We start from the raw sequence: 22,620 nt of genomic DNA, 5'->3' as shown, positions 1-22,620 counted from the left end.
GCAACGGGCATGAGCGGGACGACGCAGCGAGCGTCGGCGCGCGGACGGCAGGGCTGAGGAGCGGATGGCGACCATGAGCATCGATTACCAGACGCTGAAGTTCGACTACCGGCCGCGCGCGACGCGGGCCGCCGGCGATGACGCCGCCATACACCCGGTGGTGGTGGTCGGCGCGGGCCCGGTGGGCCTGTCGGCCGCGATCGACCTCGCGCAGCAGGGCGTGCCGGTCGTGCTGCTCGACGACGACGACACGCTGTCGACGGGCTCGCGCGCGATCTGCTTCGCGAAGCGCACGCTCGAGATCTTCGACCGGCTCGGCTGCGGCGAGCGTTTCGTCGACAAGGGCGTGAGCTGGCACGTCGGCAAGGTATTCCTCCAGGACGAACAGCTGTATGCGTTCGACCTGCTGCCGGAGGAAGGTCATGCGCGTCCCGCATTCATCAACCTGCAGCAGTATTACGTCGAAGGCTATCTGGCCGAGCGCGCATTCGCGCTGCCGAACATCGACATCCGCTGGAAGCACAAGGTGGCGGACGTCGCGCAATCGGCGGAACACGCCACGCTGACCATCGAGACGCCGGAAGGCATCGAGACGCTGCGCGCGCAGTACGTGATCGCGGCCGACGGCTCGCGCAGCCCGATGCGCGCGGCAATGGGCCTCGAGAGCCGCGGCCGCACGTTCAAGGACCGCTTCCTGATCGCCGACGTGAAGATGAAGGCGGAATTCCCGACCGAACGCTGGTTCTGGTTCGATCCGCCGTTCCACCGCAACCAGTCGGTGCTGCTGCATCGCCAGCCCGACAACGTGTGGCGCATCGACTTCCAGCTCGGCTGGGACGCCGATCCGGTCGCCGAGAAGCAGCCGGAGCGCGTGATCCCGCGCGTGCGTGCGCTGCTCGGGCCGGACGTCGAGTTCGAGCTGGAATGGGTGAGCGTCTATACGTTCCGCTGCCAGCGGATGGATACGTTCCGGCACGGCCGCGTGCTGTTCGCGGGCGATTCCGCGCACGGCGTGTCGCCGTTCGGCGCGCGCGGCGCGAACAGCGGCGTGCAGGACGCGGACAACCTCGCGTGGAAGCTGAAGCTCGTGCTCGACGGCCACGCGGACGATCGCCTGCTCGACACCTACGCGAGCGAGCGCGAGTTCGCGGCCGACGAGAACATTCGCAACTCGACGCGCTCGACCGACTTCATCACGCCGAAGAGCGCGGTATCGCGCGTGTTCCGCGACGCGACGCTGAAGCTCGCGCGCGACTGCGAATTCGCGCGCAAGCTCGTGAACAGCGGCCGCCTGTCGGTGCCGGCCGTGCTGGCCGATTCGCCGCTGAACACGCCGGATCGCACCGGCGACACGTTCGCGTGCGCGATGCGGCCGGGCGCGGCGGCGGCCGATGCGCCGGTACGCGCGCACGGCACGTCGGGCTGGCTGCTGCGGCATCTGGGCGACGGTTTCGCGGGCGTGCTGTTCGGGCTGCCGGGCGACGCCGCCGCGCTCGCGCAGGCGCTCGACGGCCTGGCGCTGCCGGTGCGGCCGGTCCTGGTCGTGCCGGCCGGGCATGCGCAGCCGGTGGCCGGCGTCGACGTCGTGGAGGACGTCGACGGCCTCGCCGCGCAACGCTACGACGCGAAGCCCGGCACGTTCTATCTGCTGCGCCCCGACCAGCACGTCTGCGCACGGATGCGCACGCTCGAGCGCCAGGCGATCGCCGACGCGCTGGCGCGCGCGACCTGCGCGCGCGGAACATCGCATTGAACACGACAACGATACCGGAGACACCCGTCATGCCCCGACTCGACACACGCCCGCGCCTGGCCGATCCGGACGCGTTCTACGAAGCGCTGATCGACATGCATCGCGATCTGTCCGACGCCGACAGCCAGCTCGTCAACGCGAAGCTGATCCTGCTGCTCGCGAACCAGATCGGCGATGCCGACGTGCTGCGCGAAGCGATGGCGCTCGCGCGTCAGGACGTGACGCCGCCCGTGCATCCGGCCGCCGAGGTGGCGCAATGAGCGCGGCGCCGGCCGACGCGCGCGTGCTCGAAGTCGAGCGCGTGATCGACGAGACCCATCGCCCGGGCTTTCACTGGATGCTGCTCGCGTTGTGCGGGCTGTGTCTCGTGATCGACGGCTTCGATGCACAGGCGATGGGGTATGTCGCGCCCAGCGTGATCGCCGAATGGGGCGTTCCGAAGCAGGCACTCGGGCCGGTGTTCAGCGCGAGCCTGTTCGGGATGCTGCTCGGCGCGCTCGGGCTGTCGGTGCTGGCCGACCGGATCGGGCGGCGCCCGGTGCTGATCGGCTCGACGCTGTTCTTCGCGGCGACGATGCTCGCGACGCCGTTCGCCGGTTCGATCCCGGTGCTGATGGCGCTGCGCTTCGTCACGGGCCTCGGCCTCGGCTGCATCATGCCGAACGCGATGGCGCTGGTCGGCGAATTCAGCCCGGCCGCGCATCGCGTGAAGCGGATGATGATCGTGTCGTGCGGCTTCACGCTCGGTGCCGCGATCGGCGGCTTCATCAGCGCCGCGCTGATTCCGGCGCTCGGCTGGCGCTCGGTGTTCTTCGTCGGCGGCGCGGTGCCGCTCGTGCTGACGCTCGCGATGTTCGCGCGGCTGCCCGAGTCGCTGCAGTTCCTGGTGTTGAGAGGGCGCGACGCGCAGGCACGCGCCTGGCTCGCGCGCTTCGCGCCGCAGGCCGGCATCGACGCGAGCACGCGCCTCGTCGTGCGCGAGCGCGCGGCGAGCGGCGCGCCGGTCGCGGAGCTGTTCCGCCATGGCCGCCTGCCGGTCACGCTGCTGCTGTGGGCCATCAGCTTCATGAACCTGATCGACCTGTACTTCCTGTCGAACTGGCTGCCGACCGTGATGCGCGACGCGGGCTATTCGCCGGGCACGGCGGTGATCGTCGGCACGGTGCTGCAGACGGGCGGCGTGATCGGCACGCTGTCGCTCGGCTGGTTCATCGAACGCTACGGCTTCGTGCGCGTGCTGTTCGCGTGCTTCGCGTGCGCGGCCGTCTCGGTCGGGCTGATCGGCTCGGTCGCGCATGCGCTGCCGCGGCTGCTGACCGTCGTGTTCGCGGGCGGATTCTGCGTGGTCGGCGGGCAGCCGGCCGTGAATGCGCTCGCGGGCCAGTATTACCCGACGTCGCTGCGCTCGACCGGCATCGGCTGGAGCCTCGGCATCGGCCGGATCGGCTCGGTGCTCGGGCCGCTCGTCGGCGGACAACTGATTGCGCTCAACTGGACCAACGGCGCGCTGTTCCATGCGGCCGCGGTGCCCGTGCTGTGCTCGGCGCTGTTCGTGCTGGGACTGGCCGGCGTAACGCGGCGCGGCGGTGCGCAGGCGCCGAACGCCGCCATGAATTGATGGAGAAAGGAAACGATGACGCTTGACCTGTCGAAACCGGCGCGAGCCGGCTACCTGAGCGGTTTCGCGAACGAATTCGCGACCGAGGCGCTGCCCGGCGCGCTGCCGCACGGCCGCAACTCGCCGCAGCGCGCGCCGTACGGGCTGTACGCGGAGCAGCTGTCGGGCACCGCGTTTACCGCGCCACGCGGCCACAACCGCCGCTCGTGGCTGTACCGGATCCGGCCGGCGGCCGTGCACCGGCCGTTCGAGCCGCTCACGAGCATGCAGCGGCTCGTGTCGGAATTCGGCGACTCGGCCGACGTCCCGCCGACGCCGCCGAACCAGCTGCGCTGGGACCCGCTGCCGATGCCGGCCGAGCCGACCGATTTCGTCGAAGGGCTCGTGACGATGGCCGGCAACGGCTCGGCGGCCGCGATGAACGGCTGCGCGATCCACCTGTACGCCGCGAACCGCTCGATGCAGGACCGCTTCTTCTACAGCGCCGACGGCGAGCTGCTGATCGTGCCGCAGCAGGGGCGGCTCTTCATCGCGACCGAGTTCGGGCAGCTCGACGTCGAGCCGTTCGAGATCGCGGTGATCCCGCGCGGCGTGCGTTTTTCCGTCGCGCTGCCGGACGGCGATGCGCGCGGTTACATCTGCGAGAACTTCGGCGCGCTGCTGCGCCTGCCGGACCTCGGCCCCATCGGCTCGAACGGGCTCGCGAACCCGCGCGATTTCCTCACGCCGCAGGCCGCGTACGAGGATCGCGAGGGCGCGTTCGAGCTGGTCGCGAAGCTGAACGGGCGCCTGTGGCGCGCGGACATCGGCCATTCGCCGTTCGACGTCGTCGCGTGGCACGGCAACTACGCGCCGTACAAATACGACCTGCGCCTGTTCAACACGATCGGCTCGATCAGCTACGACCATCCCGATCCGTCGATCTTCCTCGTGCTGCAGTCGCCGAGCGACACGCCGGGCGTCGACACCATCGACTTCGTGATTTTCCCGCCGCGCTGGCTCGCGGCCGAGGATACGTTCCGCCCGCCGTGGTTCCACCGCAACGTCGCGAGCGAGTTCATGGGGCTCGTGCACGGCGCGTACGACGCGAAGGCCGAAGGCTTCGTGCCGGGCGGCGCGAGCCTGCACAACTGCATGTCGGGCCACGGGCCGGATGCGGACACGTTCGAGAAGGCGTCGGCGAGCGACACGACGAAGCCGCACAAGGTCGACGCGACGATGGCGTTCATGTTCGAGACCCGCACGCTGATCCGGCCGACGCGCTATGCGCTCGACACCGCGCAGCTGCAGGCCGATTACTTCGAATGCTGGCAAGGCATCAAGAAACACTTCAATCCGGAGCAACGATGAGCGATACCCAAGACTGGCGCGCGACGCTCGACCCGGCCCGCAAGAGCTGGGTCGAGACGGCGAACGATCCCGCCTGCGATTTCCCGATCCAGAACCTGCCGTTCGGGATCTTCAGCGATGCGAAGCAACCGGCGCGCCGCGCGGGCGTCGCGCTCGGCGACCAGATCGTCGACCTCGCCGCGCTCGCGCGTGCGGGCCTCGTGACGCTGCCGGCCGGCGCCGACGTGTTCGCCGCGCCGACGCTCAACCCGTTCATCGCGCTCGGCCGCGACGCATGGCGCAGCGTGCGCGTGCAGCTGTCGGGCCTGTTCTCGCGCGACGACGCGCGGCTGCGCGATGACGCCGCGCTGCGCACGCGCGTGCTCGTCGCGCAGCGCGGCGCGACGCTGCACCTGCCGGTCGACATTCCCGGCTATACCGATTTCTATTCGTCGAAAGAGCATGCGACCAACGTCGGCTCGATGTTTCGCGATCCGAAGAATGCACTGCTGCCGAACTGGTCGGAGATGCCGATCGGTTACAACGGCCGCGCGTCGTCGGTGGTCGTGAGCGGCACGCCGGTGCGGCGCCCGAACGGCCAATTGAAGCTGCCCGACCAGGAACGTCCGGTGTTCGGCGCATGCCGCAAGCTCGACATCGAGCTGGAGACGGGCTTCATCGTCGGCCGCGGCAACGCGCTCGGCGAGCCGATCGCCTGCGAGGATGCCGAAGCGCATATCTTCGGGATGGTGCTGCTGAACGACTGGAGCGCGCGCGACATCCAGCAGTGGGAATACGTGCCGCTCGGCCCGTTCAATGCGAAGACCTTCGCGACGACGATCTCGCCGTGGATCGTCACGCTCGACGCGCTCGAACCGTTTCGCGTCGAGCAGCCCGAACAGTCGCCGCAGCCGCTCGCGTATCTGCGGCACGCGGGCAAGCATGCGTTCGACATCGCGCTGGAAGTGACGCTGCGCGCGGAGGGCGCCGCCGAAGCGACATCGATTTGCCGCACCAACTTCAAGCACATGTACTGGACGATGGCGCAGCAGCTCGCGCATCACACGGTCGCGGGCTGCAACACGCGCGTCGGCGACCTGATGGGATCGGGCACGATCAGCGGCCCGACGAAAGACTCGTTCGGCAGCCTGCTCGAACTGACGTGGAACGGCAAGGAGCCGCTCGCGCTGAACGGTGGCGGCAGCCGCGCGTTCATCGAGGACGGCGACGAGCTCACGCTCGCGGGCTGGTGCCAGGGCGACGGTTATCGCGTTGGTTTCGGCGCATGTGCCGGCAAGATCCTGCCGGCCCGCAGCGTATGACGGACTGCACCGCGACTCGTTACGCGTAGTCCGAAGCAGAGGGCGGCCCGCATTGCGCGGGCCGTTTTCATTTCGGCGGCGGGTGACGGGTGGCGGGTGGCGGTACGCAAGCGCCGGTGCGTGACGCTGCGCACGAGCGTCAGCGCCAACATCTGCGTCAGCGTCAGACCGCGCGCTGCAACGCGACGCGTCGTTCCCACAGCGCGGCCGCGACGAACGCGGCGACGCAGACGACCAGCACGCCGATCAGCGCGTTGCTGCCCAGTTGCTCCATCAACGCGCCGGCGACCAGCGGGCCGCCGAAGCTCGCGGCGCTCCACGATGCCGATACGAGCGAGCTCGCGGTGACGAGCGCCGCGCCACGGAAGCGTTCGCCGCACGCGACGAGCGACAGCGTGTAGATGCTGCCGGCCGCCGCGCCCAGCACGAACAGCAACGGCCAGCACAGCCACGGGTTCTCGATCACGAACGGCAGCAGCGGCAGGCCCGCGAGCACGATCCAGCCGGCGCCGAGGTGCACGCGTTCGCGGCCGAGCTTGTCCGCGAGCCAACCGATCGGGAACTGCATCGCGGTATCGCCGAACAGCATGATCGACGCGAGCAGCACGGCGGTCGCGCTCGCGACGCCGTGATCCATCGCATAGAGCGGCAGCAGCGACAGCGCGAGCGTATCGAACAGCGCGAAGAAGCCAGTGCCGATGATCAGTGCGGGCATGCGCGGCAGCACGGCGAGCCAGCTGCCGTGCGCTGCGTGATGCGCGTCGTCGCCGGCGAGCGGCGCGCGGCGGATCGTCGCGAGCGTCGGCAGCGCCAGCAGGAACAGCGCGCCGCACAGCGCGAAGCGGATGCTCGTCGCGCCGGCGATCTGGCTGACGAGCACGGGGCCCGCCATCTGGAACAGCGTGAAGTTGGTCGCGTAGATCGCGACCACGCGGCCGCGCGTCGAATCGTCGGCGAGCTGGTTGACCCATGCCTCGCCGATCGTGAACAGCAGCATCAGCGCCGCGCCGCACAGAACGCGCAGCACGCCCCATACGATCAGGTGCGACGTGAACTGCATCAGCACCGTGGCTGCCGCGAGCAGCATGACAGACACGACGATCGCGCGACGTGCGCCGATGCGCCGCGCGAGCGCGGTGACGAACGGGACGATCGCGAGGCCACCCAGGGCCTGCGCGGCCGTCAGCATGCCGACGACGTTGGTGCCGTGTCCGGCTTCGGTCAGGGCGAGCGCTGTGAGTGGCATCGTCGCGCCGGTGCCGAGACCGACGACCGCGACGCTCAGGATCAGCGCGAGGAAATCACGATTGAGAATGGCTTTCATCGGGCGCGATGCTACACCGCGGCCCCTGAAAGGTCCATGAAGGCCATCAGGTTCGCATGGCGTTGCGTGTGCAACGAACGCGGCGGCACGCCGCCGGGCCGCCGGCACCGCCGCTGCACGCGCGTCATACGTATCCGGTCGGCCTGCTCACCGGACTGCGTTCGAGCGACGCCGACCACAGCGTGAGCGCGAGCGCGGCGACCGCCATCGCGGCACCGACCCACGGCAGGTTCACGAGCGACACGCCGGAGCCGATCGCCATCCCGCCGAGCCAGGCGCCCGTCGCGTTGCCGAGGTTGAACGCGCCCTGGTTCAGCGTCGACGCGAGGTTCGGCGCGTCGCTCGCGCGATCGACGATCAGGATCTGCAGCGGCGGCACGATCGCAAACGCGAGGATGCCCCACACGAAGATCGTCGCGAGCGCCGCGAACGGCAGATGCATCGTGCCCGCGAACAGCGCGAGGACGATGCCGATCAGCGCGAGCGTCGCGATCAGCGACGGCATCCGGCGCCAGTCGGCGAGCTTGCCGCCGAGCGTGCCGCCGACCGTCAGGCCGAGACCGAACAACAGCAGCACGTAGGTGACCTGGCGCGGCGAGAAGCCCGTCACGTCCTCGAGGATCGGCGTGATGTACGTGAACACGCTGAACAGGCTCGCGGACGCCAGCACGCTGATGCCGAGCACCATCAGCACCTGCGGATGCTTCAGCACGCTGAATTCCCGCGTGATGCTGGTGTCGGGCATCGCGAGGTTCCTTGGCAGGCACATCGCGAGCGCGGCGGCCGCGGCGATGCCGATGCCGGTGACGGCCCAGAACGTCGCGCGCCAGCCCCAGGCCTGGCCGAGCGCGGTGCCGAGCGGCACGCCGAGCACGTTCGCGAGCGTGAGGCCGGTGAACATCAGCGCGATCGCCTGCGCGCGCCGGTTCGGCGCGACGAGGTTGCTCGCGACCACCGAACCGATCCCGAAGAACGCCCCGTGGCAGAACGCGGTGACGACGCGCGCGGCCATCAGCATCGCGTAGCCGGGCGCGATCGCGCAGAACAGGTTGCCCGCGATGAACAGCCCGATCAGGCCCATCAGCGCGCGCTTGCGCGGCATCCTCGCGGTGACGATCGCGAGGATCGGCGCGCCGATCGTCACGCCGAGCGCGTAGCCCGACACGAGCATCCCGGCGGCCGGGATCGACACGCCGAGGTCGCGGGCGACGTTGGGCAGCAGCCCCATGATCACGAACTCGGTGGTACCGATTCCAAATGCGGCGACGGCAAGGGCGAAAAGAGGTAATGGCATCGCGGTGGGCTACGGAAAGGCCGCGGCCCGAGGCCGGTGCGGGATGCGCGCGGCGGGCGGGGCGGGGGACATCAGCCGCGATTCTACTTCAGTGAAAACCCCTATGCTCGGGGCCAAAACGGATGTTGCCGGCGTGCGACGCGGTAGCGGCCGCAGGGCGCCACAGTGTGGGACTGGACGATGTCCGACGTCGGTGGCGCGGCGCTTTTCGTGCGCCGCCGGCTCGATTAGCGCCCGGGCAGGGCGCCGGCTGGTGTCGAGTCGGAGCGGTCGCCCGGTGCGGCTGCCTCGGGCGACGGCGATGACGATGGCGACGATCCGGCTGTCGTGCCGGCGTTTGCCGTGCAATCGGCGGCCTGCGTCGCAGGTGCGTCCCACCCGTTTTCGAACAGGCATGCCTCGATCGGCATCCGCGCGGCCCAGCGCTCCTCCTCGAGCATCGGCTTCGCATAGAACGCATCGACATGCCCGACGCACAGCACGGCGATCGGCTTCGCGCCGGCCGGCATGCCGAGCAGCGTGCGCAGCGCGTCGACGTCGAACAGCGACACCCAGCCCATCCCGAGCCCTTCGGCGCGCGCGGCGAGCCACATGTTCTGAATCGCGCAGGCGGCGGACGCGAGGTCCATCTCCGGCAGCGTGCGGCGGCCGAACACGTGGCGCTCGCGATCGTCGGTCAGCGCGACGACCAGCAACTCGCCGCATTCGCGCACACCTTCGACCTTCAGGCGCATGAATTCGTCCTGCCGCTCGCCGAGCGCGTCGGCGGTCGCGCGGCGCTCGGCCTCGACCAGCGCGTGGATCGCGGTGCGCAGCGCGGGATCGGTGATGCGGATGAAGCGCCACGGTTGCATGAAGCCGACGCTCGGCGCGTGGTGCGCGGCGCGCAGCAGCCGCGCGAGCGTGGCCGGATCGACGGGCGCCGGCGTGAAATGGCGCATGTCGCGCCGTTCGAAGATGGCGCGGTAGACCGCGGCAATGGCGGAGTCGTCGAAACGCATGAGCGGCAGAAGCAAGGGGGAAGTCGGCGCAACGATAGCAGACGCCGGACGTGCGGCGTTACATCAGTCAAAACAAAATGACGAATCGTTGACGGATCGCGTGCGCCGCGCGCCGTGGATCAGCGCCCCGTCGTGACGACGTTGGTCGGCGTGCCGGTGTGCCACGCCTCGATGTTCAGCAGTGTCGTATGCGCGATCTCGGCGAGCGCCTCGCGCGTGAAGAACGCCTGGTGCGACGTGACGATCACGTTCGGGAATGTCAGCAGGCGCGCGAGGACGTCGTCCTGCAGCGGCAGGTCGGAGTGATCCTCGAAGAACAGGCCGCTTTCCTCTTCGTACACGTCGAGCCCGAGATGGCCGAGCTGCCCGCTCTTGAGCGCGTCGACCAGCGCCTGCGCGTCGACGAGGCCGCCGCGGCCGGTGTTGATCAGCATCGCGCCGTGCTTCATCCGCGCGAGCGTCTGCGCGTTGATCAGATGGTGCGTCGACGGCAGCAGCGGGCAGTGCAGGCTGACGATGTCCGATTGGTGCAGCAGCTCGTCGAGCTCGACGTAGCGCGCGCCGAACGCGATCAATTCGTCGTCGTAAGGCGGCATCGAGTGCGCGAGCACGTGCATCCCGAAGCCCATCATGATCTTCGCGAACACGCTGCCGATCAGGCCGGTGCCGATCACGCCGACGGTCTTGCCGTGCAGGTCGAAGCCGAGCAGGCCGTTCAGCGAGAAGTCGCCTTCGCGTGTGCGTGCGACCGCGCGCGGCAGCCGGCGGTTGAGTGCGAGGATCAGCGCGACCGCGTGTTCGGCAACCGCATGCGGCGAGTACGCCGGCACGCGCACGACGGCGATGCCGAGCCGCTCGGCGGCCGCCAGGTCGACGTGGTTGAAACCCGCCGAGCGCAGCGCGATCAGGCGCGTGCCGCCGTCGGCGAGCCGTTCGAGCACGGCCGCGTCGACGGTGTCGTTGACGAACGGACACACGACCTCGTAGCCGTGCGCGAGGATCGCGGTTTCCGCGTCGAGGTGCGACGGCTGGAAGTGCAGCCGATAGCCGAATTGCCGGTTGGCGGCGGTAAACGATTCGTCGTCGTATTGCCGGCTGCTGAACAGGATCACTCGCACGCTGCACCTCCGATGGCTGTCGCGTGCAGTTTACTGCAGGCCCGTCTGCCGGCCGGTGACGATGTCGGGGCGATCGGGCGTGCGCAGAAAGCCGTAGCCGGCCCGCTCGCGGGCCGCCGACGCGCCGAAATGCTCGAGCGCGTGCTCGACGAAGCTGCGCGTGCGGGCCGGCACGTACTGGCGGTTCGGGTAGACGAGCGACAGTTGCGCGTCCGGGTCGTCGATCCGGTAGGCGGGCAACAGCCGCACGAGCGCGCCGTTGGCGAGCGCGTCGGCGATGCTTGCCTCGGGCAGCACCGCGATGCCGGACCCGGAGACGGCCGCCGCTTGCACGAGCGCCAGCTGGTTGACCGTGCAGGTCGGGCGCACCGTGATCGAATGCGTGACGCCGTCGTGGCCGACCAGCCGCCACGCGGGCGCATGCTGGTGCGGCGCGAGCGCGACCCAGTCGTGGCCCGGCAGGTCGTCGGGTGCGCGCGGCTCGCCGCGCCGTTCGAGATACGCGGGCGCCGCGCAGGCGACGAACGGGTTCGGTGCGAGCGCGTGGCCGATCAGCGTCGGGTTGCCGTCGAGCCGGTTGCCCGTCGCGATGCCGACGTCGTAGCCGGAATCGAGCACGTCGAGCGGCCCTTCGGTGACGGTGAGCTGCACGCGCAGTTCGGGGTAGCGGTGCCGGAAACTGCTGACGAGCGGGGTGAGCGCCAGCGGCGACAGCAGCCCCGACGCGACGACGCGCAGCGTGCCGGCCGGCTCGCGCACGGCGTGCGCGACGGACGCCTCGAGGTGGTCGAATTCCTCGAGCAGCGCACGGCAGCCGTCGAGATAGCGCAGGCCGGCCTCGGTCAGCGACAGGTTGCGCGTGGTGCGGTGGATCAACCGCGTGTTCAGGTGAGACTCGAGCATCGCGATCGAGCGCGTGACGAGCGCGTTGGACACGCCTAGATGGTGCGCCGCGCGCCGGAAGCTCTGCTGTTCGGCGACGCAGACAAACACACGCATGGTCTGAATCTGGTTCATGGCTCGCGAATATCTGGCCCGGTTGATTGATTTTGATTGTGATTTTTCGTTGCGCGGGCTGGAAAACCGTCGCGTGACACCGGGTTCTGGCCCGTATCGAAAAATCGGATTTCGATTCTGCAGACGATTGTTCATTACAGAACCGATATCCGTCAACCTGTGAAAAAGGGCGGGTTGCGTAAAATCGAAATCGCGGGTATCGATTTAGCGCGACGGTGGCGTGTGTGTATGCCGTGGATAGCCGGGAGTGAATTCAGTGAAACTGCCCATGGTTTGAATATTTATGATGTAAATCAATGCGTTGTGCGTGATGATGAGTGGCCGGTCGTGGTAATGGGTGAAATCGCTCACCAATTGATGCCGCGATAATGGATGTTTTTGACCCAAGTCCGGTTTTCGTGGGCCGATTCCACGGTGCGCGATTTTTATCGTGATGGCCGGTATTCCAGTCCATGCATGTATCGTGCAGAACGTGGGCATCCGGAGCGCGTCGCCATACTGCGAGAGAAAATCGCGGACATCGAAGCGCGGATGGAACCGTTTCGCATGCGCGCACGGCAACGCCGCGGTATTGCGAAACCCGCTCGTGCGGCGCACGCACGGCCGGCTGGCCCGGTCCGTCGACCGGGCCAGCGTCATGCTGTCCGGCCGTGCGTGCCTCTTGCGCGCGGGCGCGGAACGCGGAATGATCGATCAGTTCGCCGTGCCGTGCGGCGAACGACGTCCGAGCGTTTTCTTCCTTCCTCCTTGACCTGCCATGTCCATCGATTACTCGCCGATTCCCTGTCCCGTCGTCGTGCCGCTCGACGCGATCCTGCCCGAAGAACCGCTGCTGATGATGGGGGCCGGCCCGGTCCCGATCCCGGCCGCCGTCGCGAAGGCGAACACGATCGTGATCAACCACCTCGGCGCGACGATGGCGAAGATCATCGAGCAGGTGAAGGAGATGGCGCGCTACGTGTTCCAGACCCGCTCGAAGTGGGTGCTCGGCGTGGCCGGCCCCGGCTCCGCCGCGATGGAGATGGCGATTTCGAACCTCGCGTGGCGCGGCACGCGCGTGCTGTCGATCCGCAACGGCTTCTTCAGCGCGCGGATGGCCGAGATGGCCACGCGCGTCGGCGCCGACGTCGCCACGCTCGAGGTGGCCGACCGCTCGGTCGCGAGTCTCGACGAGATCGCGGACGCGATCGCGCGCGAGCGGCCCGAAATCGTCACGATCGTGCAGGGCGAGACGTCGAACACCGTATGGAACCGCGATCTGCGCGACATCGCCGCGCTCGCGAAGGCGGCCGGCGCGCTGGTCGTGGTCGACGCGGTGTGCACGCTGTCGACGATGCCGCTCGAAATGGACGCATGGGGCATCGACGCGGTGATCACGGGCGGCCAGAAGGGGCTGTCGTCGATCCCCGGTGTGTCGCTGATCGCATTCTCCGACGCCGCGTGGGAGCGCATGAAGCGGCGTCCGGAACCGAACGCGCACTGGTGCCTCGACATGGCGCTCGCGGAGAACTTCTGGCACAACGCGGGCTATCACTACACGGCGCCGGTGTCGGGCGTGCTCGCGCTGCACGAGGCGCTGCGGCTCGTCTGCGCGGAGACGCTCGAAAGCCGCTTCGCACGCCACCTGCGCTGCTCGCTCGCGCTGCAGGCGGGCGTCGAGGCGATGGGGCTCACGCTCTATGCGCCGAAGGGCTGCCGGCTCAACTCGGTGGTCGGGATCGAGACACCCGAAGGGCTCACGCCGGGGATGGTGTGCGGCCATATCTCGAAGCAGTACCAGGTCGAGATTTCGGGCTCGTTCGGGTTGCCGATCGTGCGGATCGGGCAGATGGGCGAACAGTGCCGCGAACACAACCTGTTCCGCACGCTGCATGCGTTCGGCCGCACGATGGACGATCTGAAGGTGCCGGTCGACCTGCCGGCCGGCGTGGCCGCGCTCGAGCAGGAACTGTCGCGACGCGGTACGTAAGCGGAGAGCGGCGAGGCGGGTGCGTTGCACGAAACCGCCTCGTCGACGGCCGACGCGCGTGGCGTTCAGCCGCCCTGCATCGCGCGCCGGTACGCGTTCGGCGTCGTGCCGTGCGCGTCGCGAAAGCGATGGCTGAAGTGGCCGGCATTTGCGTAGCCGCATTCGGCCGCGACCTGCGCGAGCGGTAACGTCGTCGTGCGCAGCAGCAGCCGCGCCCGCGCGAGCCGCTGCTCGGCCACCCACGCGTGCGGCGCGCGGCCGAACGACAGCCTGAACATCCGCGAGAAATGGTATTCGGACAGCGCGGCGACGTTCGCCAGTTCGCCGAGCGTCAGCGGCTGCGACAGGTAGCTGTCGATATAGTCGCGCACGCGGCGGCGCACGGCCGGCGCGAGCCCGCCGCGGAACGGCACATCGGTGCGCGTCGTGCTCTGGCCGCGCAGCAGCAGGCTCAGCACGTCGTGCGCGGCTTCGTTCACGCGCAGTCGTCCGTCGGCATCGTCCCAGCGTTCGAGCGCGAGCGAACGGAACTGCGCCGCGACGCGCGCATCCTCGAAATAGGTGCGGTCGGCGAGCTTCAGCTCGCGCGGCTCGCGATCGAGCTCGCGGATCGCGCGCTGCGTGAAGTGCTCGGGCAGGAAGTACAGGTGGATGAAGTGCATCTCGCCGCGCACCCACCAGCGCGATTCATGGTCGCCCGGCAGCGCGCACAGCAGGCTCGGCGCGCCGTAGCGCGGCACGCGTTCGCGCTCCGTCCGGTAGCCGCCGTCGAGATAGCACGACAGCGTGTGGTGGCCGGGCTGTTCGTAGATCGTCTCGCTTTCGTCGGTGATGCGCGTCCATTCGGCGATCGCGAGATGGTCGCCGAGCCACGCGAAGCGTTCGAGCGTCGCGTTCGCCTCGGCGAGCGTGCGGCACACCGACTGCAGGCCGAACGGCATCGCACCGCCGGCAAGGGCGGCCGCGTGGTCGGCGGGCGGGGCGTACAGGGGCGAACTCATGATGGGGCGAGTATAAGCGCGCGCGCAGCGCGCCGTGCGGCCGCCCGAAAAAGACCGCAATTCCGGACAATCCGCGCGGGCTGGGCGGCGGCACAGTCGGAGTCCGTTTCACTCGTTCTGCTTCGTTGCCGCCATGAACCTGTCGCTTTATTTCGTCACCGTGCTGATCTGGGGCACCACCTGGATCGCGATCAAATGGCAACTCGGCGCCGTCCCGCCACCCGTGTCGATCGCATGGCGCTTCTGGCTCGCGGCCGCCGTGCTGTTCGCGCTGCTGCGCGTGATGCGCCGGCCGGTGCGCCCGCCGCGCGAGGCGTGGCGCTACCTCGTCGCCCAGGGCTTCGCGCTGTTCTGCCTGAATTTCCTGTGCTTCTACTATTCGGAGCAGGTCGTGCCGAGCGGCCTCGTCGCCGTGATCTTCTCGACCGCGCCGCTGCTGAACTCGGTCAACGGCCGGCTGTTCATGGGCCGCCCGCTGCGGCCGTCCGCGATCGCCGGCGCGCTGCTCGGGCTGACCGGCATCGCGTGCCTGTTCTGGCAGCAGATGGCCGGTCACCTCGACGATCACGCGACCTGGACGGGCCTCGCGATCGCGTTCGCGGGCACGATGTGCTTCTCGGCCGGCAACCTGCTGTCGAGCCGGATGCAGTCGATGGGCCTGCACCCGCTCGCGACCAACGGCTGGGCGATGCTGATCGGCGCGGCGATCCTGACGGTCGGCAGTGTGGTGGCCGGGCTGCCGTTCATGATCGACCCGAGCCCGCGCTATCTTGGCGCGCTTCTCTATCTGGCCGTGCCGGGCTCGGTGATCGGGTTCACCGCCTACCTGACCCTCGTCGGCCGGATCGGCCCCGAGCGCGCCGCGTACTGCACGGTGCTGTTTCCGATCGTCGCGCTGGCCGTGTCGACGGTCTTCGAGGGCTACCAGTGGTCGCCGCTCGCGGTGCTCGGGCTGCTGCTCGTGCTGGCCGGCAATCTCGTCGCGTTCGACCTGACGCGCCGGTTGTTCCTGCGCACGGCCTGACCGGGGCCGCCGCCGCGGGCCGCCGGAAACAAAAAACGCCCGCGCGATGCGGGCGTTTTCCTTTGTGCCGCCGGGGCAGCGGCCGCCTGGCCGTCCGGCGGCGAGCGGCTCAAGCCGCCGCGCCGCTTCCCGCGACCCGCGCCTGCCGCTGGTACAGCATCATCGACAGCGCGACGCCCGCCGCCGCGGCCACCGCCGCGAACAGGAACACCTGCGGATAGCCGAACTCACCGGCCACATAGCCCGCGAGCGGGCCCGTGATGCCGAGCGACAGGTCGAGGAACACCGAATAAGCGGACAGCGCCGCGCCGCGGCTTGCCGGTGGCACGAGCGCGACCGCCTCGACGCCGAGCGCCGGGAAGATCAGCGCGAAGCCGAAGCCGGTCAGCGCGGCGCCGACGAGTGCGACGTGCGGCACGGGCGCGAGCCACAGCAGCACGAGGCCCGAGCATTCGAACGCGAACGACACGATCGCGACGCGGAAGCCGCCGTAAGTCTTGATCGTGTTCGCGAACAGCAGGCGCGCGCCGATGAACAGCGTGCCGAACACGGTCAGCGACAGCGCGGCGTTCGGCCAGTGGCGGGCCGCGTAGTACAGCGTGACGAAGGTCGCGATCGAGCCGAAGCCGGCGGAGCCGAGCGCGAGACCGAGGCCGTGCGGCAGCACGCGCGTGAACACGCTCGCATACGACATCCGTTCGCCGTGCACGAGCGGCACGGAATCGATCAGGCGTGCGAGATAAAAGCCGGTCGCGGCGAGCGCGATCACGATCACGCCGATCAGCGCCGGATTCAGCGTATGCGCGATCGCGACGCCGACCGGCGCGCCGAGCGCGAGCGCGCCGTAGGTCGCGATGCCGTTCCACGAGATCACTTTCGCGTTGTGCGCGACGCCGACCCGCCCGATGCCCCACAGGATCGCGCCGGTGCCGCACAGGCTCTCGCCGACGCCGAGCACGAGCCGGCTCGCGACCAGCAGCACGAGGCTCGCGACCGGCCAGTGGGCCAGCAGCAGCGCGACGAGCAGCAGCACGCCCGACACGCCGCAGCCGATCAGCCCGCGTAGCACCGTCTGCTTCGGCCCGAGCGTGTCGGCGAAGCGCCCGGCGAGCGGGCGCGACGCGAGCGTCGCGAAATACTGGACGCTGATCGCGCCGCCCGCGACGATCGCGGAAAAGCCGAGGTCGTCGTGGACGAAGCCCGGCAGCACGGCGAGCGGCAGGCCGATGGTCAGGTAGCAGATGAACGTGAAGCAGACGACGGACACGATTTGCAGCGTGACGGCAAACCCGCTGCGCGGCGATGTGGCGGAATCGGTGGACATGGGGTCGGATTGAATGGGCGAAAACGGAACGGAAGACGGCGAAAAACGGAATCGGGATTTTCCCATGGAACCGGTTTTCCCGCAGGGACCATTTAGTTAATCGCGCCCCGTTTCCGTTGCCGAAGAATCGCTGGCGGCGCGGTGCCGGCAAGCCTGGGATCCAGATGGAGCAAGGCGCGCGCCGCCCGCCGGGCGACCTCGACGCCCATATCGCGACAGTTATATGGGCCCCATGCGTGATGGGCTATGGGTTGCGGAATTTGATGGTGATAGCGTGCAAACTGTCAGAGAAACGTCGGTCGAGCGCCCCGCGCAGGCCGCCTTGCCCCCACTTGAAGAACACTTGAAGAACGATAGAGACATGAGTGAGCCGATCCGCTTCTACCATCGTCACGCGGTCCGCGAAGTCAGCGGCGCCGACGTCACCCGCACCGTGCTGCAGTATCTGCGCGAGGACGCGCATTGCACCGGCACCAAGGAAGGCTGCGCGGAAGGCGACTGCGGTGCGTGCACGGTCGTCGTCGGCGAGCTGACCGACGCGGGCACCGTCGCGTTCAAGGCCGTCAACGCCTGCATCCAGTTCCTGCCGACGCTCGACGGCCGTGCGCTGCTGACGGTGGAAGACCTGCGCCAGCCGGACGGTTCGCTGCATCCGGTGCAGCAGGCGATGGTCGATTGCCACGGGTCGCAATGCGGGTTCTGCACACCCGGTTTCGTGATGTCGATGTGGGCGTTGTACGAGAGGCACGGCCACGAAGGCTGCGGCAGTGCGTGCGCAAAGGCGAAGGACGTGCCGACGCGCACCGAGATCGCCGATGCGCTGACCGGCAACCTGTGCCGCTGCACCGGCTACCGTCCGATCGTCGACGCGGCCGTGCAGATGTTCGATGCGACCGGCGAAGGTGCGCCGGCGTCTACCGCGCCGGTCGACACGGCCACGCTCGCCCGTACGCTCGCATCGCTCAGGCGTGACGACACGTTCGACTACACGACGCCCGACGGCGCGCGCTTCGCGGCGCCGCGCACGCTCGACGCGCTGGCCGCGCTCAAGGCCGAGCGTCCGGCCGCGCGGATCCTCGCCGGCAGCACCGACATCGGCCTGTGGGTCACCAAGCAAATGCGCCGTCTGGACGACCTGATCTACGTCGGCCAGATCGCCGAACTGCAGAACATCGTGCACGGCGACGACTGGATCGAGATCGGCGCGGGCGTGACGCTCGAGAACGGGTATGCGGCACTGGCCGGCACGTATCCCGAACTGACCGAAATGTGGAAGCGCTTCGCGTCGCTGCCGATCCGCAACGCGGGGACGATCGGCGGCAACGTGGCGAACGGTTCGCCGATCGGCGACTCGATGCCGGGCCTGATCGCGCTCGGCGCGCGGGTCGTGCTGCGCGGCGGCGACACGGTGCGCGAGCTGCCGCTCGAGGCGCTCTACACCGGCTATCAGCAAAAGGACATGGCGCCGCACGAATTCGTCGTCGGCCTGAAGGTGCCGACCCGCACCGGCGCGCGCGCGAAGCTGCAGTTCCGGACGTACAAGCTGTCGAAGCGGTTCGACTCCGACATTTCGGCGGTGTGCGCAGCGTTCGCGTTCATCGCGGACGGCGAACTGATCCGCGAGCCGCGCGTCGCGTTCGGCGGGATGGCCGCGACGCCGAAGCGCGCGACGCACACGGAAAGCCTGCTCGACGGCGCGCCATGGCACGAAGCCACCGCGCAGGCCGCGATGCAGGCGCTCGAGCGCGACTACCAGCCGCTCACCGACATGCGTGCGACGAGCGCGTATCGCCTCGATACCGCGAAGAACCTGATGTACAGATTCTGGCTGGAGACGCGCCCGCACGACCCGCTGCCGCCGCAGTCGCTGAACGTGCGTGAAGTGGCCGCCGAAGTTGCCAACGACGCGGCGCGCGTCTGACGAGGGAGAACACCGAACATGAACCAGCAAGCAGAACCGTTCCTGAACACCCTCGACCCGCAAGCCGACGCGGCGCAGGTCCACGTCTCCCGCGCGCACGAATCCGCGCACCTGCACGTGAGCGGGCGCGCGACCTACACCGACGACATCCCGCTCGTCGCGGGCACGCTGCATGCGGCGCTCGGGTTGTCCGCGAAGCCGCACGCGAAGATCGTGTCGATGAACTTCGACGCGGTGCGCGCGACGCCCGGCGTGGTCGCGGTGTTCACGGCCGACGACATCCCCGGCGTGAACGACTGCGGCCCGATCATCCACGACGACCCGGTGCTCGCGAAGGGCATCGTGCAATTCGTCGGCCAGCCGATGTTCATCGTCGTCGCAACCTCGCACGAAATCGCGCGGCTCGCCGCGCGCCGCGCGCAGGTCGACTACGAGGAGCTGCCCGCGATCCTGACCGCGCAGGACGCGCGCAAGGCCGAAACCTACGTGATCCCGCCGCTGAAGCTCGCGCGCGGCGACGCGGCCGCGCGGCTGGCCGCCGCGCCGCATCGCGAGTCGGGCGAAATGCTGCTCGGCGGCCAGGAGCAGTTCTATCTGGAAGGGCAGATCGCCTACGCGGTGCCGAAGGACGACGACGGGATGCACGTGTACTGCTCGACGCAGCACCCGAGCGAGATGCAGCACCTCGTCGCGCACGTGCTCGGCGTCGCGTCGCACAACGTGCTGGTCGAATGCCGCCGGATGGGTGGCGGATTCGGCGGCAAGGAATCGCAGTCGGGCCTGTTCGCGTGCTGCGCGGCGCTCGCCGCGTGGAAGCTGCTGTGCCCGGTGAAGCTGCGCCCCGACCGCGACGACGACATGATGATCACCGGCAAGCGGCACGACTTTCACTATCGCTTCGACGTCGGCTACGACGACGATGGCCGCCTCGATGGCGTCGCACTCGACATGACGTCGCGCTGCGGCTTCTCGGCGGACCTGTCGGGCCCGGTGATGACGCGTGCGGTGTGCCATTTCGACAACGCGTACTGGCTCGGCGATGTAGCCATCGCCGGCTACTGCGGCAAGACCAACACGCAGTCGAACACCGCGTTCCGCGGTTTCGGCGGCCCGCAGGGCGCGTTCGCGATCGAGTACATCCTCGACGACATCGCGCGCTCGCTCGGCCGCGATCCGCTCGACGTGCGCTACGCGAACCTGTACGGCAAGACCGAACGCAACGTGACGCCTTACGGGCAGACGGTCGAGGACAACGTGCTGCACGAACTGCTCGGCGAACTCGAGACGACGAGCGACTACCGCGCACGGCGCGCGGGCGTGCGCGAATTCAACGCACGCAACACGGTGCTGAAGAAGGGTATCGCGCTCACGCCGGTGAAGTTCGGCATCGCGTTCAACGTCACGCACTTCAACCAGGCCGGCGCGCTGGTGCACATCTATACCGACGGCTCGGTGCTCGTGAACCACGGCGGCACGGAGATGGGGCAGGGGCTCAACACGAAGGTCGCGCAGGTGGTCGCGCACGAGCTTGGCATCCGCTTCGGCCGGATCCGCGTGACGGCGACCGACACGAGCAAGGTCGCGAACACGTCCGCGACGGCCGCGTCGACGGGCTCCGACCTGAACGGCAAGGCCGCGCAGGATGCGGCGCGCCAGCTGCGCGAGCGCCTCGCGGCGTTCGCGGCGAAGCAGTTCGGCGACGGCAAGGTCGACGCGGCCGACGTGAAGTTCGGCAACGACTTCGTCTGGATCGGTGGCGCCAGCGTGCCGTTCGGCGAGGTGATCGCGAAGGCGTATCTCGCACGCGTGCAGCTGTGGTCCGACGGGTTCTACGCGACGCCGAAGCTGTACTGGGATCAGTCGAAGCTGCAGGGGCGGCCGTTCTACTACTACTCGTACGGGGCGGCCGTGTCGGAAGTCGTGATCGACACGCTGACGGGCGAGATGCGCACGCTGCGCGTCGACGCGCTGCACGACGTCGGTGCTTCGCTGAACCCGGCGCTCGACATCGGCCAGGTCGAAGGCGCGTTCATCCAGGGGATGGGCTGGCTCACGACCGAGGAGCTGTGGTGGAACGCGGGCGGCAAGCTGATGACGCACGCGCCGTCCACGTACAAGATTCCGACCGTCAACGACACGCCGCCCGAGTTCAACGTGCGGCTGTTCCAGAACCGCAACGTCGAGGACAGCATCCACCGGTCGAAGGCCGTCGGCGAGCCGCCGTTGTTGCTGCCGTTCTCGGTATTCTTCGCGGTGCGCGACGCGATTGCCGCGGTCGGCGACTACCGGGTGAATCCGCCGCTCGACGCGCCGGCCACCGGCGAGTCGATCCTGCGTGCGGTGAACGCGGTGCGCGCGGCGAGCGCCGTGCAGGCAGGCTGACATGAACCGGCCTCCAGGCTCACTGCACTCGCCGCATGCCGCGTCGCATGCGTCCGCCGCCGGTTGCGACGGCGCGTGCGGCAACATGCCGTCGCCGATACAGGCGTTCGCGCCGGGCACCGGCCGGCGCCCCCGCGCGAAGGCCGCGCCGCCGCCGATGCACATCGTGCTGTTCGGCGCGGGGCACGTCGGTCACGCGCTCGTCGAGCTGCTCGGCGCACTGCCGTGCGTCGTGCAGTGGGTCGACACGCGCGACGAACTGTTCCCGGACGAATGTCCGCCGAACGTGCAGCCGGAGCCGACCGACACGCCGGAGGCCGTCGTCGACGCGGCGCCGCCCGGCGCGTACTTCCTCGTGATGACGCACAACCACGCGCTCGATTTCTCGCTTGCCGCGCAGATCATGCGGCGGCGCGACTTTGCGTATTTCGGGATGATCGGTTCGCGCACCAAGCGCGTGAAGTTCGAGCGCCGGCTCGCGGCGCGCGGCGTCGATCCGGCGCGGCTCGCGGAGATGGTGTGCCCGATCGGCATCGCGGGCATCGTCGACAAGGCACCCGGCGCGATCGCGGTGGCCGTCTGCGCGGAACTGCTGCAGGCCCGCTCGGGCATGCCGGTGGCCGACACGAAGGCGGCCGCGGCGGGACGCATGCGCGACGACGTGAGCTGCGCGCGGTAACGACGGGTAACGACGCGGGTCGGCACGTCCGACGCACGTCCGCGCGTTTTTGCCTACACTGCACGGATCGCGCGGCATCGGGCCGCGCGTCTTCTCGCGCAGGCACCATGTCCGATCCCCAGGTCTATCTCGACGCACTCGATGCAAGCATCGTCGACATCGAGCGCTGGCTGTCCGGCACCGATACTTCACCCGCGGCGCTCGATGCGCTGATCGCAGCCTTTTCCGCCGATTTCACGATGATCTTGACCGACGGTCGCGCGCTCGACCGCGACGGCACGCGCGCGCTGTTCGCGACGCTCGGCGGCGCGAAGCCGGGGCTGCGCATCGCGCTGTCGGACATCCGCGTGCTCATGGCCGACGCATCGCACGCGGTGCTCACCTATCTCGAAGCGCAGCAGGCGGCATCGGGCGAACTGCCCGCGCGTCGCGCGACCGCCGTGTTCGCGCGCGACGCGGCAGGCATCGTGCGCTGGACCCATCTGCAGGAAACCTTCTGCACGGCCTGAGCGGCGGTGCCGCGTCGTCGCGCGCAGGCAATGCC

The 22,620-nt window shown here is 69.1% G+C and carries 19 protein-coding genes; 11 read left to right on the top strand and 8 right to left on the bottom strand.

What is annotated here, in order from left to right:
* Positions 1–64: 64 nt before the first annotated feature.
* Genes ACV22W_RS16955 through fahA form a run of 5 tightly spaced genes read left to right on the top strand, consistent with a single transcriptional unit; the run spans position 65 to position 6,022 of the window.
* The gene (locus tag ACV22W_RS16955) at positions 65–1,753 is read left to right on the top strand and encodes an FAD-dependent oxidoreductase (RefSeq protein WP_448020597.1); all 1,689 of its coding nucleotides are present in this window, start codon (positions 65–67) and stop codon (positions 1,751–1,753) included.
* Between the two features lie 29 nt (positions 1,754–1,782).
* The gene (locus ACV22W_RS16950; protein ID WP_448020595.1) at positions 1,783–2,013 is read left to right on the top strand and encodes a DUF2783 domain-containing protein; all 231 of its coding nucleotides are present in this window, start codon (positions 1,783–1,785) and stop codon (positions 2,011–2,013) included.
* Positions 2,010–3,371: an MFS transporter gene (locus ACV22W_RS16945; RefSeq protein ID WP_448020593.1), complete on the top strand. Its 1,362-nt coding sequence runs from the start codon at positions 2,010–2,012 to the stop codon at positions 3,369–3,371. Before ACV22W_RS16950 ends, ACV22W_RS16945 begins: the two co-directional genes overlap by 4 nt.
* A gap of 15 nt (positions 3,372–3,386) precedes the next feature.
* Positions 3,387–4,721 (top strand): homogentisate 1,2-dioxygenase, encoded by a 1,335-nt coding sequence (hmgA, locus tag ACV22W_RS16940; RefSeq protein WP_448020591.1) that lies wholly within the window; start codon positions 3,387–3,389, stop codon positions 4,719–4,721.
* Entirely contained in the window at positions 4,718–6,022 is a 1,305-nt protein-coding gene (gene fahA / locus ACV22W_RS16935; protein WP_448020589.1) for a fumarylacetoacetase, read from the top strand. The genes hmgA and fahA overlap by 4 nt, the downstream gene beginning before the upstream one ends.
* A gap of 163 nt (positions 6,023–6,185) precedes the next feature.
* Here the strand turns inward: fahA and ACV22W_RS16930 are convergent, their stop codons facing one another.
* From ACV22W_RS16930 to ACV22W_RS16905, 6 genes are all read right to left on the bottom strand, one after another.
* Entirely contained in the window at positions 6,186–7,346 is a 1,161-nt protein-coding gene (locus tag ACV22W_RS16930; protein ID WP_448020587.1) for an MFS transporter, read from the bottom strand.
* 124 nt (positions 7,347–7,470) lie between these two features.
* Entirely contained in the window at positions 7,471–8,640 is a 1,170-nt protein-coding gene (locus ACV22W_RS16925; protein ID WP_448020585.1) for an MFS transporter, read from the bottom strand.
* A gap of 227 nt (positions 8,641–8,867) precedes the next feature.
* A complete protein-coding gene (gene bluB, locus ACV22W_RS16920; RefSeq protein WP_448020621.1) occupies positions 8,868–9,641 on the bottom strand; it encodes a 5,6-dimethylbenzimidazole synthase in 774 nt (257 codons plus the stop codon).
* 119 nt (positions 9,642–9,760) lie between these two features.
* A complete protein-coding gene (locus tag ACV22W_RS16915) occupies positions 9,761–10,759 on the bottom strand; it encodes a 2-hydroxyacid dehydrogenase (RefSeq protein WP_448020583.1) in 999 nt (332 codons plus the stop codon).
* A gap of 30 nt (positions 10,760–10,789) precedes the next feature.
* Positions 10,790–11,776 carry a LysR family transcriptional regulator gene (locus ACV22W_RS16910; RefSeq protein ID WP_448020581.1) on the bottom strand — a complete coding sequence of 329 codons (987 nt, stop codon included), beginning with the start codon at positions 11,774–11,776 and terminating at the stop codon, positions 10,790–10,792.
* Positions 11,777–11,980: 204 nt separating this feature from the next.
* The gene (locus ACV22W_RS16905; protein WP_448020580.1) at positions 11,981–12,415 is read right to left on the bottom strand and encodes a hypothetical protein; all 435 of its coding nucleotides are present in this window, start codon (positions 12,413–12,415) and stop codon (positions 11,981–11,983) included.
* A 118-nt stretch (positions 12,416–12,533) separates the two neighbouring features.
* On the opposite strand from ACV22W_RS16905, the gene ACV22W_RS16900 reads away from it, so the two are divergent.
* Complete coding sequence (locus ACV22W_RS16900) at positions 12,534–13,745, top strand: pyridoxal-phosphate-dependent aminotransferase family protein (RefSeq protein ID WP_448020578.1); 1,212 nt, start codon at positions 12,534–12,536, stop codon at positions 13,743–13,745.
* A 65-nt stretch (positions 13,746–13,810) separates the two neighbouring features.
* On the opposite strand, the gene ACV22W_RS16895 is transcribed toward ACV22W_RS16900, so the two are convergent.
* On the bottom strand, positions 13,811–14,746 hold the full coding sequence (locus ACV22W_RS16895; RefSeq protein ID WP_059530479.1) for an AraC family transcriptional regulator: 936 nt from the start codon (positions 14,744–14,746) through the stop codon (positions 13,811–13,813).
* Positions 14,747–14,879: 133 nt separating this feature from the next.
* On the opposite strand from ACV22W_RS16895, the gene ACV22W_RS16890 reads away from it, so the two are divergent.
* Positions 14,880–15,770, top strand: coding sequence for a DMT family transporter (locus tag ACV22W_RS16890; protein WP_448020576.1), 891 nt, complete (start codon positions 14,880–14,882; stop codon positions 15,768–15,770).
* A gap of 109 nt (positions 15,771–15,879) precedes the next feature.
* On the opposite strand, the gene ACV22W_RS16885 is transcribed toward ACV22W_RS16890, so the two are convergent.
* A complete protein-coding gene (locus tag ACV22W_RS16885) occupies positions 15,880–17,094 on the bottom strand; it encodes an MFS transporter (protein ID WP_059690711.1) in 1,215 nt (404 codons plus the stop codon).
* A gap of 361 nt (positions 17,095–17,455) precedes the next feature.
* On the opposite strand from ACV22W_RS16885, the gene xdhA reads away from it, so the two are divergent.
* From xdhA to ACV22W_RS16865, 4 genes are all read left to right on the top strand, one after another.
* A complete protein-coding gene (xdhA, locus tag ACV22W_RS16880; protein ID WP_448020575.1) occupies positions 17,456–19,015 on the top strand; it encodes a xanthine dehydrogenase small subunit in 1,560 nt (519 codons plus the stop codon).
* An 18-nt stretch (positions 19,016–19,033) separates the two neighbouring features.
* Positions 19,034–21,397: a xanthine dehydrogenase molybdopterin binding subunit gene (gene xdhB / locus ACV22W_RS16875; RefSeq protein WP_448020573.1), complete on the top strand. Its 2,364-nt coding sequence runs from the start codon at positions 19,034–19,036 to the stop codon at positions 21,395–21,397.
* A gap of 1 nt (position 21,398) precedes the next feature.
* Complete coding sequence (gene xdhC, locus ACV22W_RS16870; protein ID WP_448020571.1) at positions 21,399–22,076, top strand: xanthine dehydrogenase accessory protein XdhC; 678 nt, start codon at positions 21,399–21,401, stop codon at positions 22,074–22,076.
* Between the two features lie 107 nt (positions 22,077–22,183).
* A complete protein-coding gene (locus ACV22W_RS16865) occupies positions 22,184–22,585 on the top strand; it encodes a polyketide cyclase (RefSeq protein ID WP_175915286.1) in 402 nt (133 codons plus the stop codon).
* Positions 22,586–22,620: the final 35 nt, after the last annotated feature.

This window comes from Burkholderia sp. AW49-1, assembly GCF_053427845.1.
Note: the sequence above shows the minus strand (reverse complement) of the source record. Positions and strands in the feature narration are given on the sequence as shown.

Bases quoted from the DNA above. Each gene is read 5' to 3' on its own strand.
- ACV22W_RS16955 (WP_448020597.1), top strand. From the start codon at position 65: ATGGCGACCATGAGCATCGATTACCAGACGCTGAAGTTCGACTACCGG.
- ACV22W_RS16950 (WP_448020595.1), top strand. From the start codon at position 1,783: ATGCCCCGACTCGACACACGCCCGCGCCTGGCCGATCCGGACGCGTTC.
- ACV22W_RS16945 (WP_448020593.1), top strand. From the start codon at position 2,010: ATGAGCGCGGCGCCGGCCGACGCGCGCGTGCTCGAAGTCGAGCGCGTG.
- hmgA (WP_448020591.1), top strand. From the start codon at position 3,387: ATGACGCTTGACCTGTCGAAACCGGCGCGAGCCGGCTACCTGAGCGGT.
- fahA (WP_448020589.1), top strand. From the start codon at position 4,718: ATGAGCGATACCCAAGACTGGCGCGCGACGCTCGACCCGGCCCGCAAG.
- ACV22W_RS16930 (WP_448020587.1), bottom strand. From the start codon at position 7,346: ATGAAAGCCATTCTCAATCGTGATTTCCTCGCGCTGATCCTGAGCGTC.
- ACV22W_RS16925 (WP_448020585.1), bottom strand. From the start codon at position 8,640: ATGCCATTACCTCTTTTCGCCCTTGCCGTCGCCGCATTTGGAATCGGT.
- bluB (WP_448020621.1), bottom strand. From the start codon at position 9,641: ATGCGTTTCGACGACTCCGCCATTGCCGCGGTCTACCGCGCCATCTTC.
- ACV22W_RS16910 (WP_448020581.1), bottom strand. From the start codon at position 11,776: ATGAACCAGATTCAGACCATGCGTGTGTTTGTCTGCGTCGCCGAACAG.
- ACV22W_RS16905 (WP_448020580.1), bottom strand. From the start codon at position 12,415: ATGACGCTGGCCCGGTCGACGGACCGGGCCAGCCGGCCGTGCGTGCGC.
- ACV22W_RS16900 (WP_448020578.1), top strand. From the start codon at position 12,534: ATGTCCATCGATTACTCGCCGATTCCCTGTCCCGTCGTCGTGCCGCTC.
- ACV22W_RS16895 (WP_059530479.1), bottom strand. From the start codon at position 14,746: ATGAGTTCGCCCCTGTACGCCCCGCCCGCCGACCACGCGGCCGCCCTT.
- ACV22W_RS16890 (WP_448020576.1), top strand. From the start codon at position 14,880: ATGAACCTGTCGCTTTATTTCGTCACCGTGCTGATCTGGGGCACCACC.
- ACV22W_RS16885 (WP_059690711.1), bottom strand. From the start codon at position 17,094: ATGTCCACCGATTCCGCCACATCGCCGCGCAGCGGGTTTGCCGTCACG.
- xdhA (WP_448020575.1), top strand. From the start codon at position 17,456: ATGAGTGAGCCGATCCGCTTCTACCATCGTCACGCGGTCCGCGAAGTC.
- xdhB (WP_448020573.1), top strand. From the start codon at position 19,034: ATGAACCAGCAAGCAGAACCGTTCCTGAACACCCTCGACCCGCAAGCC.
- xdhC (WP_448020571.1), top strand. From the start codon at position 21,399: ATGAACCGGCCTCCAGGCTCACTGCACTCGCCGCATGCCGCGTCGCAT.
- ACV22W_RS16865 (WP_175915286.1), top strand. From the start codon at position 22,184: ATGTCCGATCCCCAGGTCTATCTCGACGCACTCGATGCAAGCATCGTC.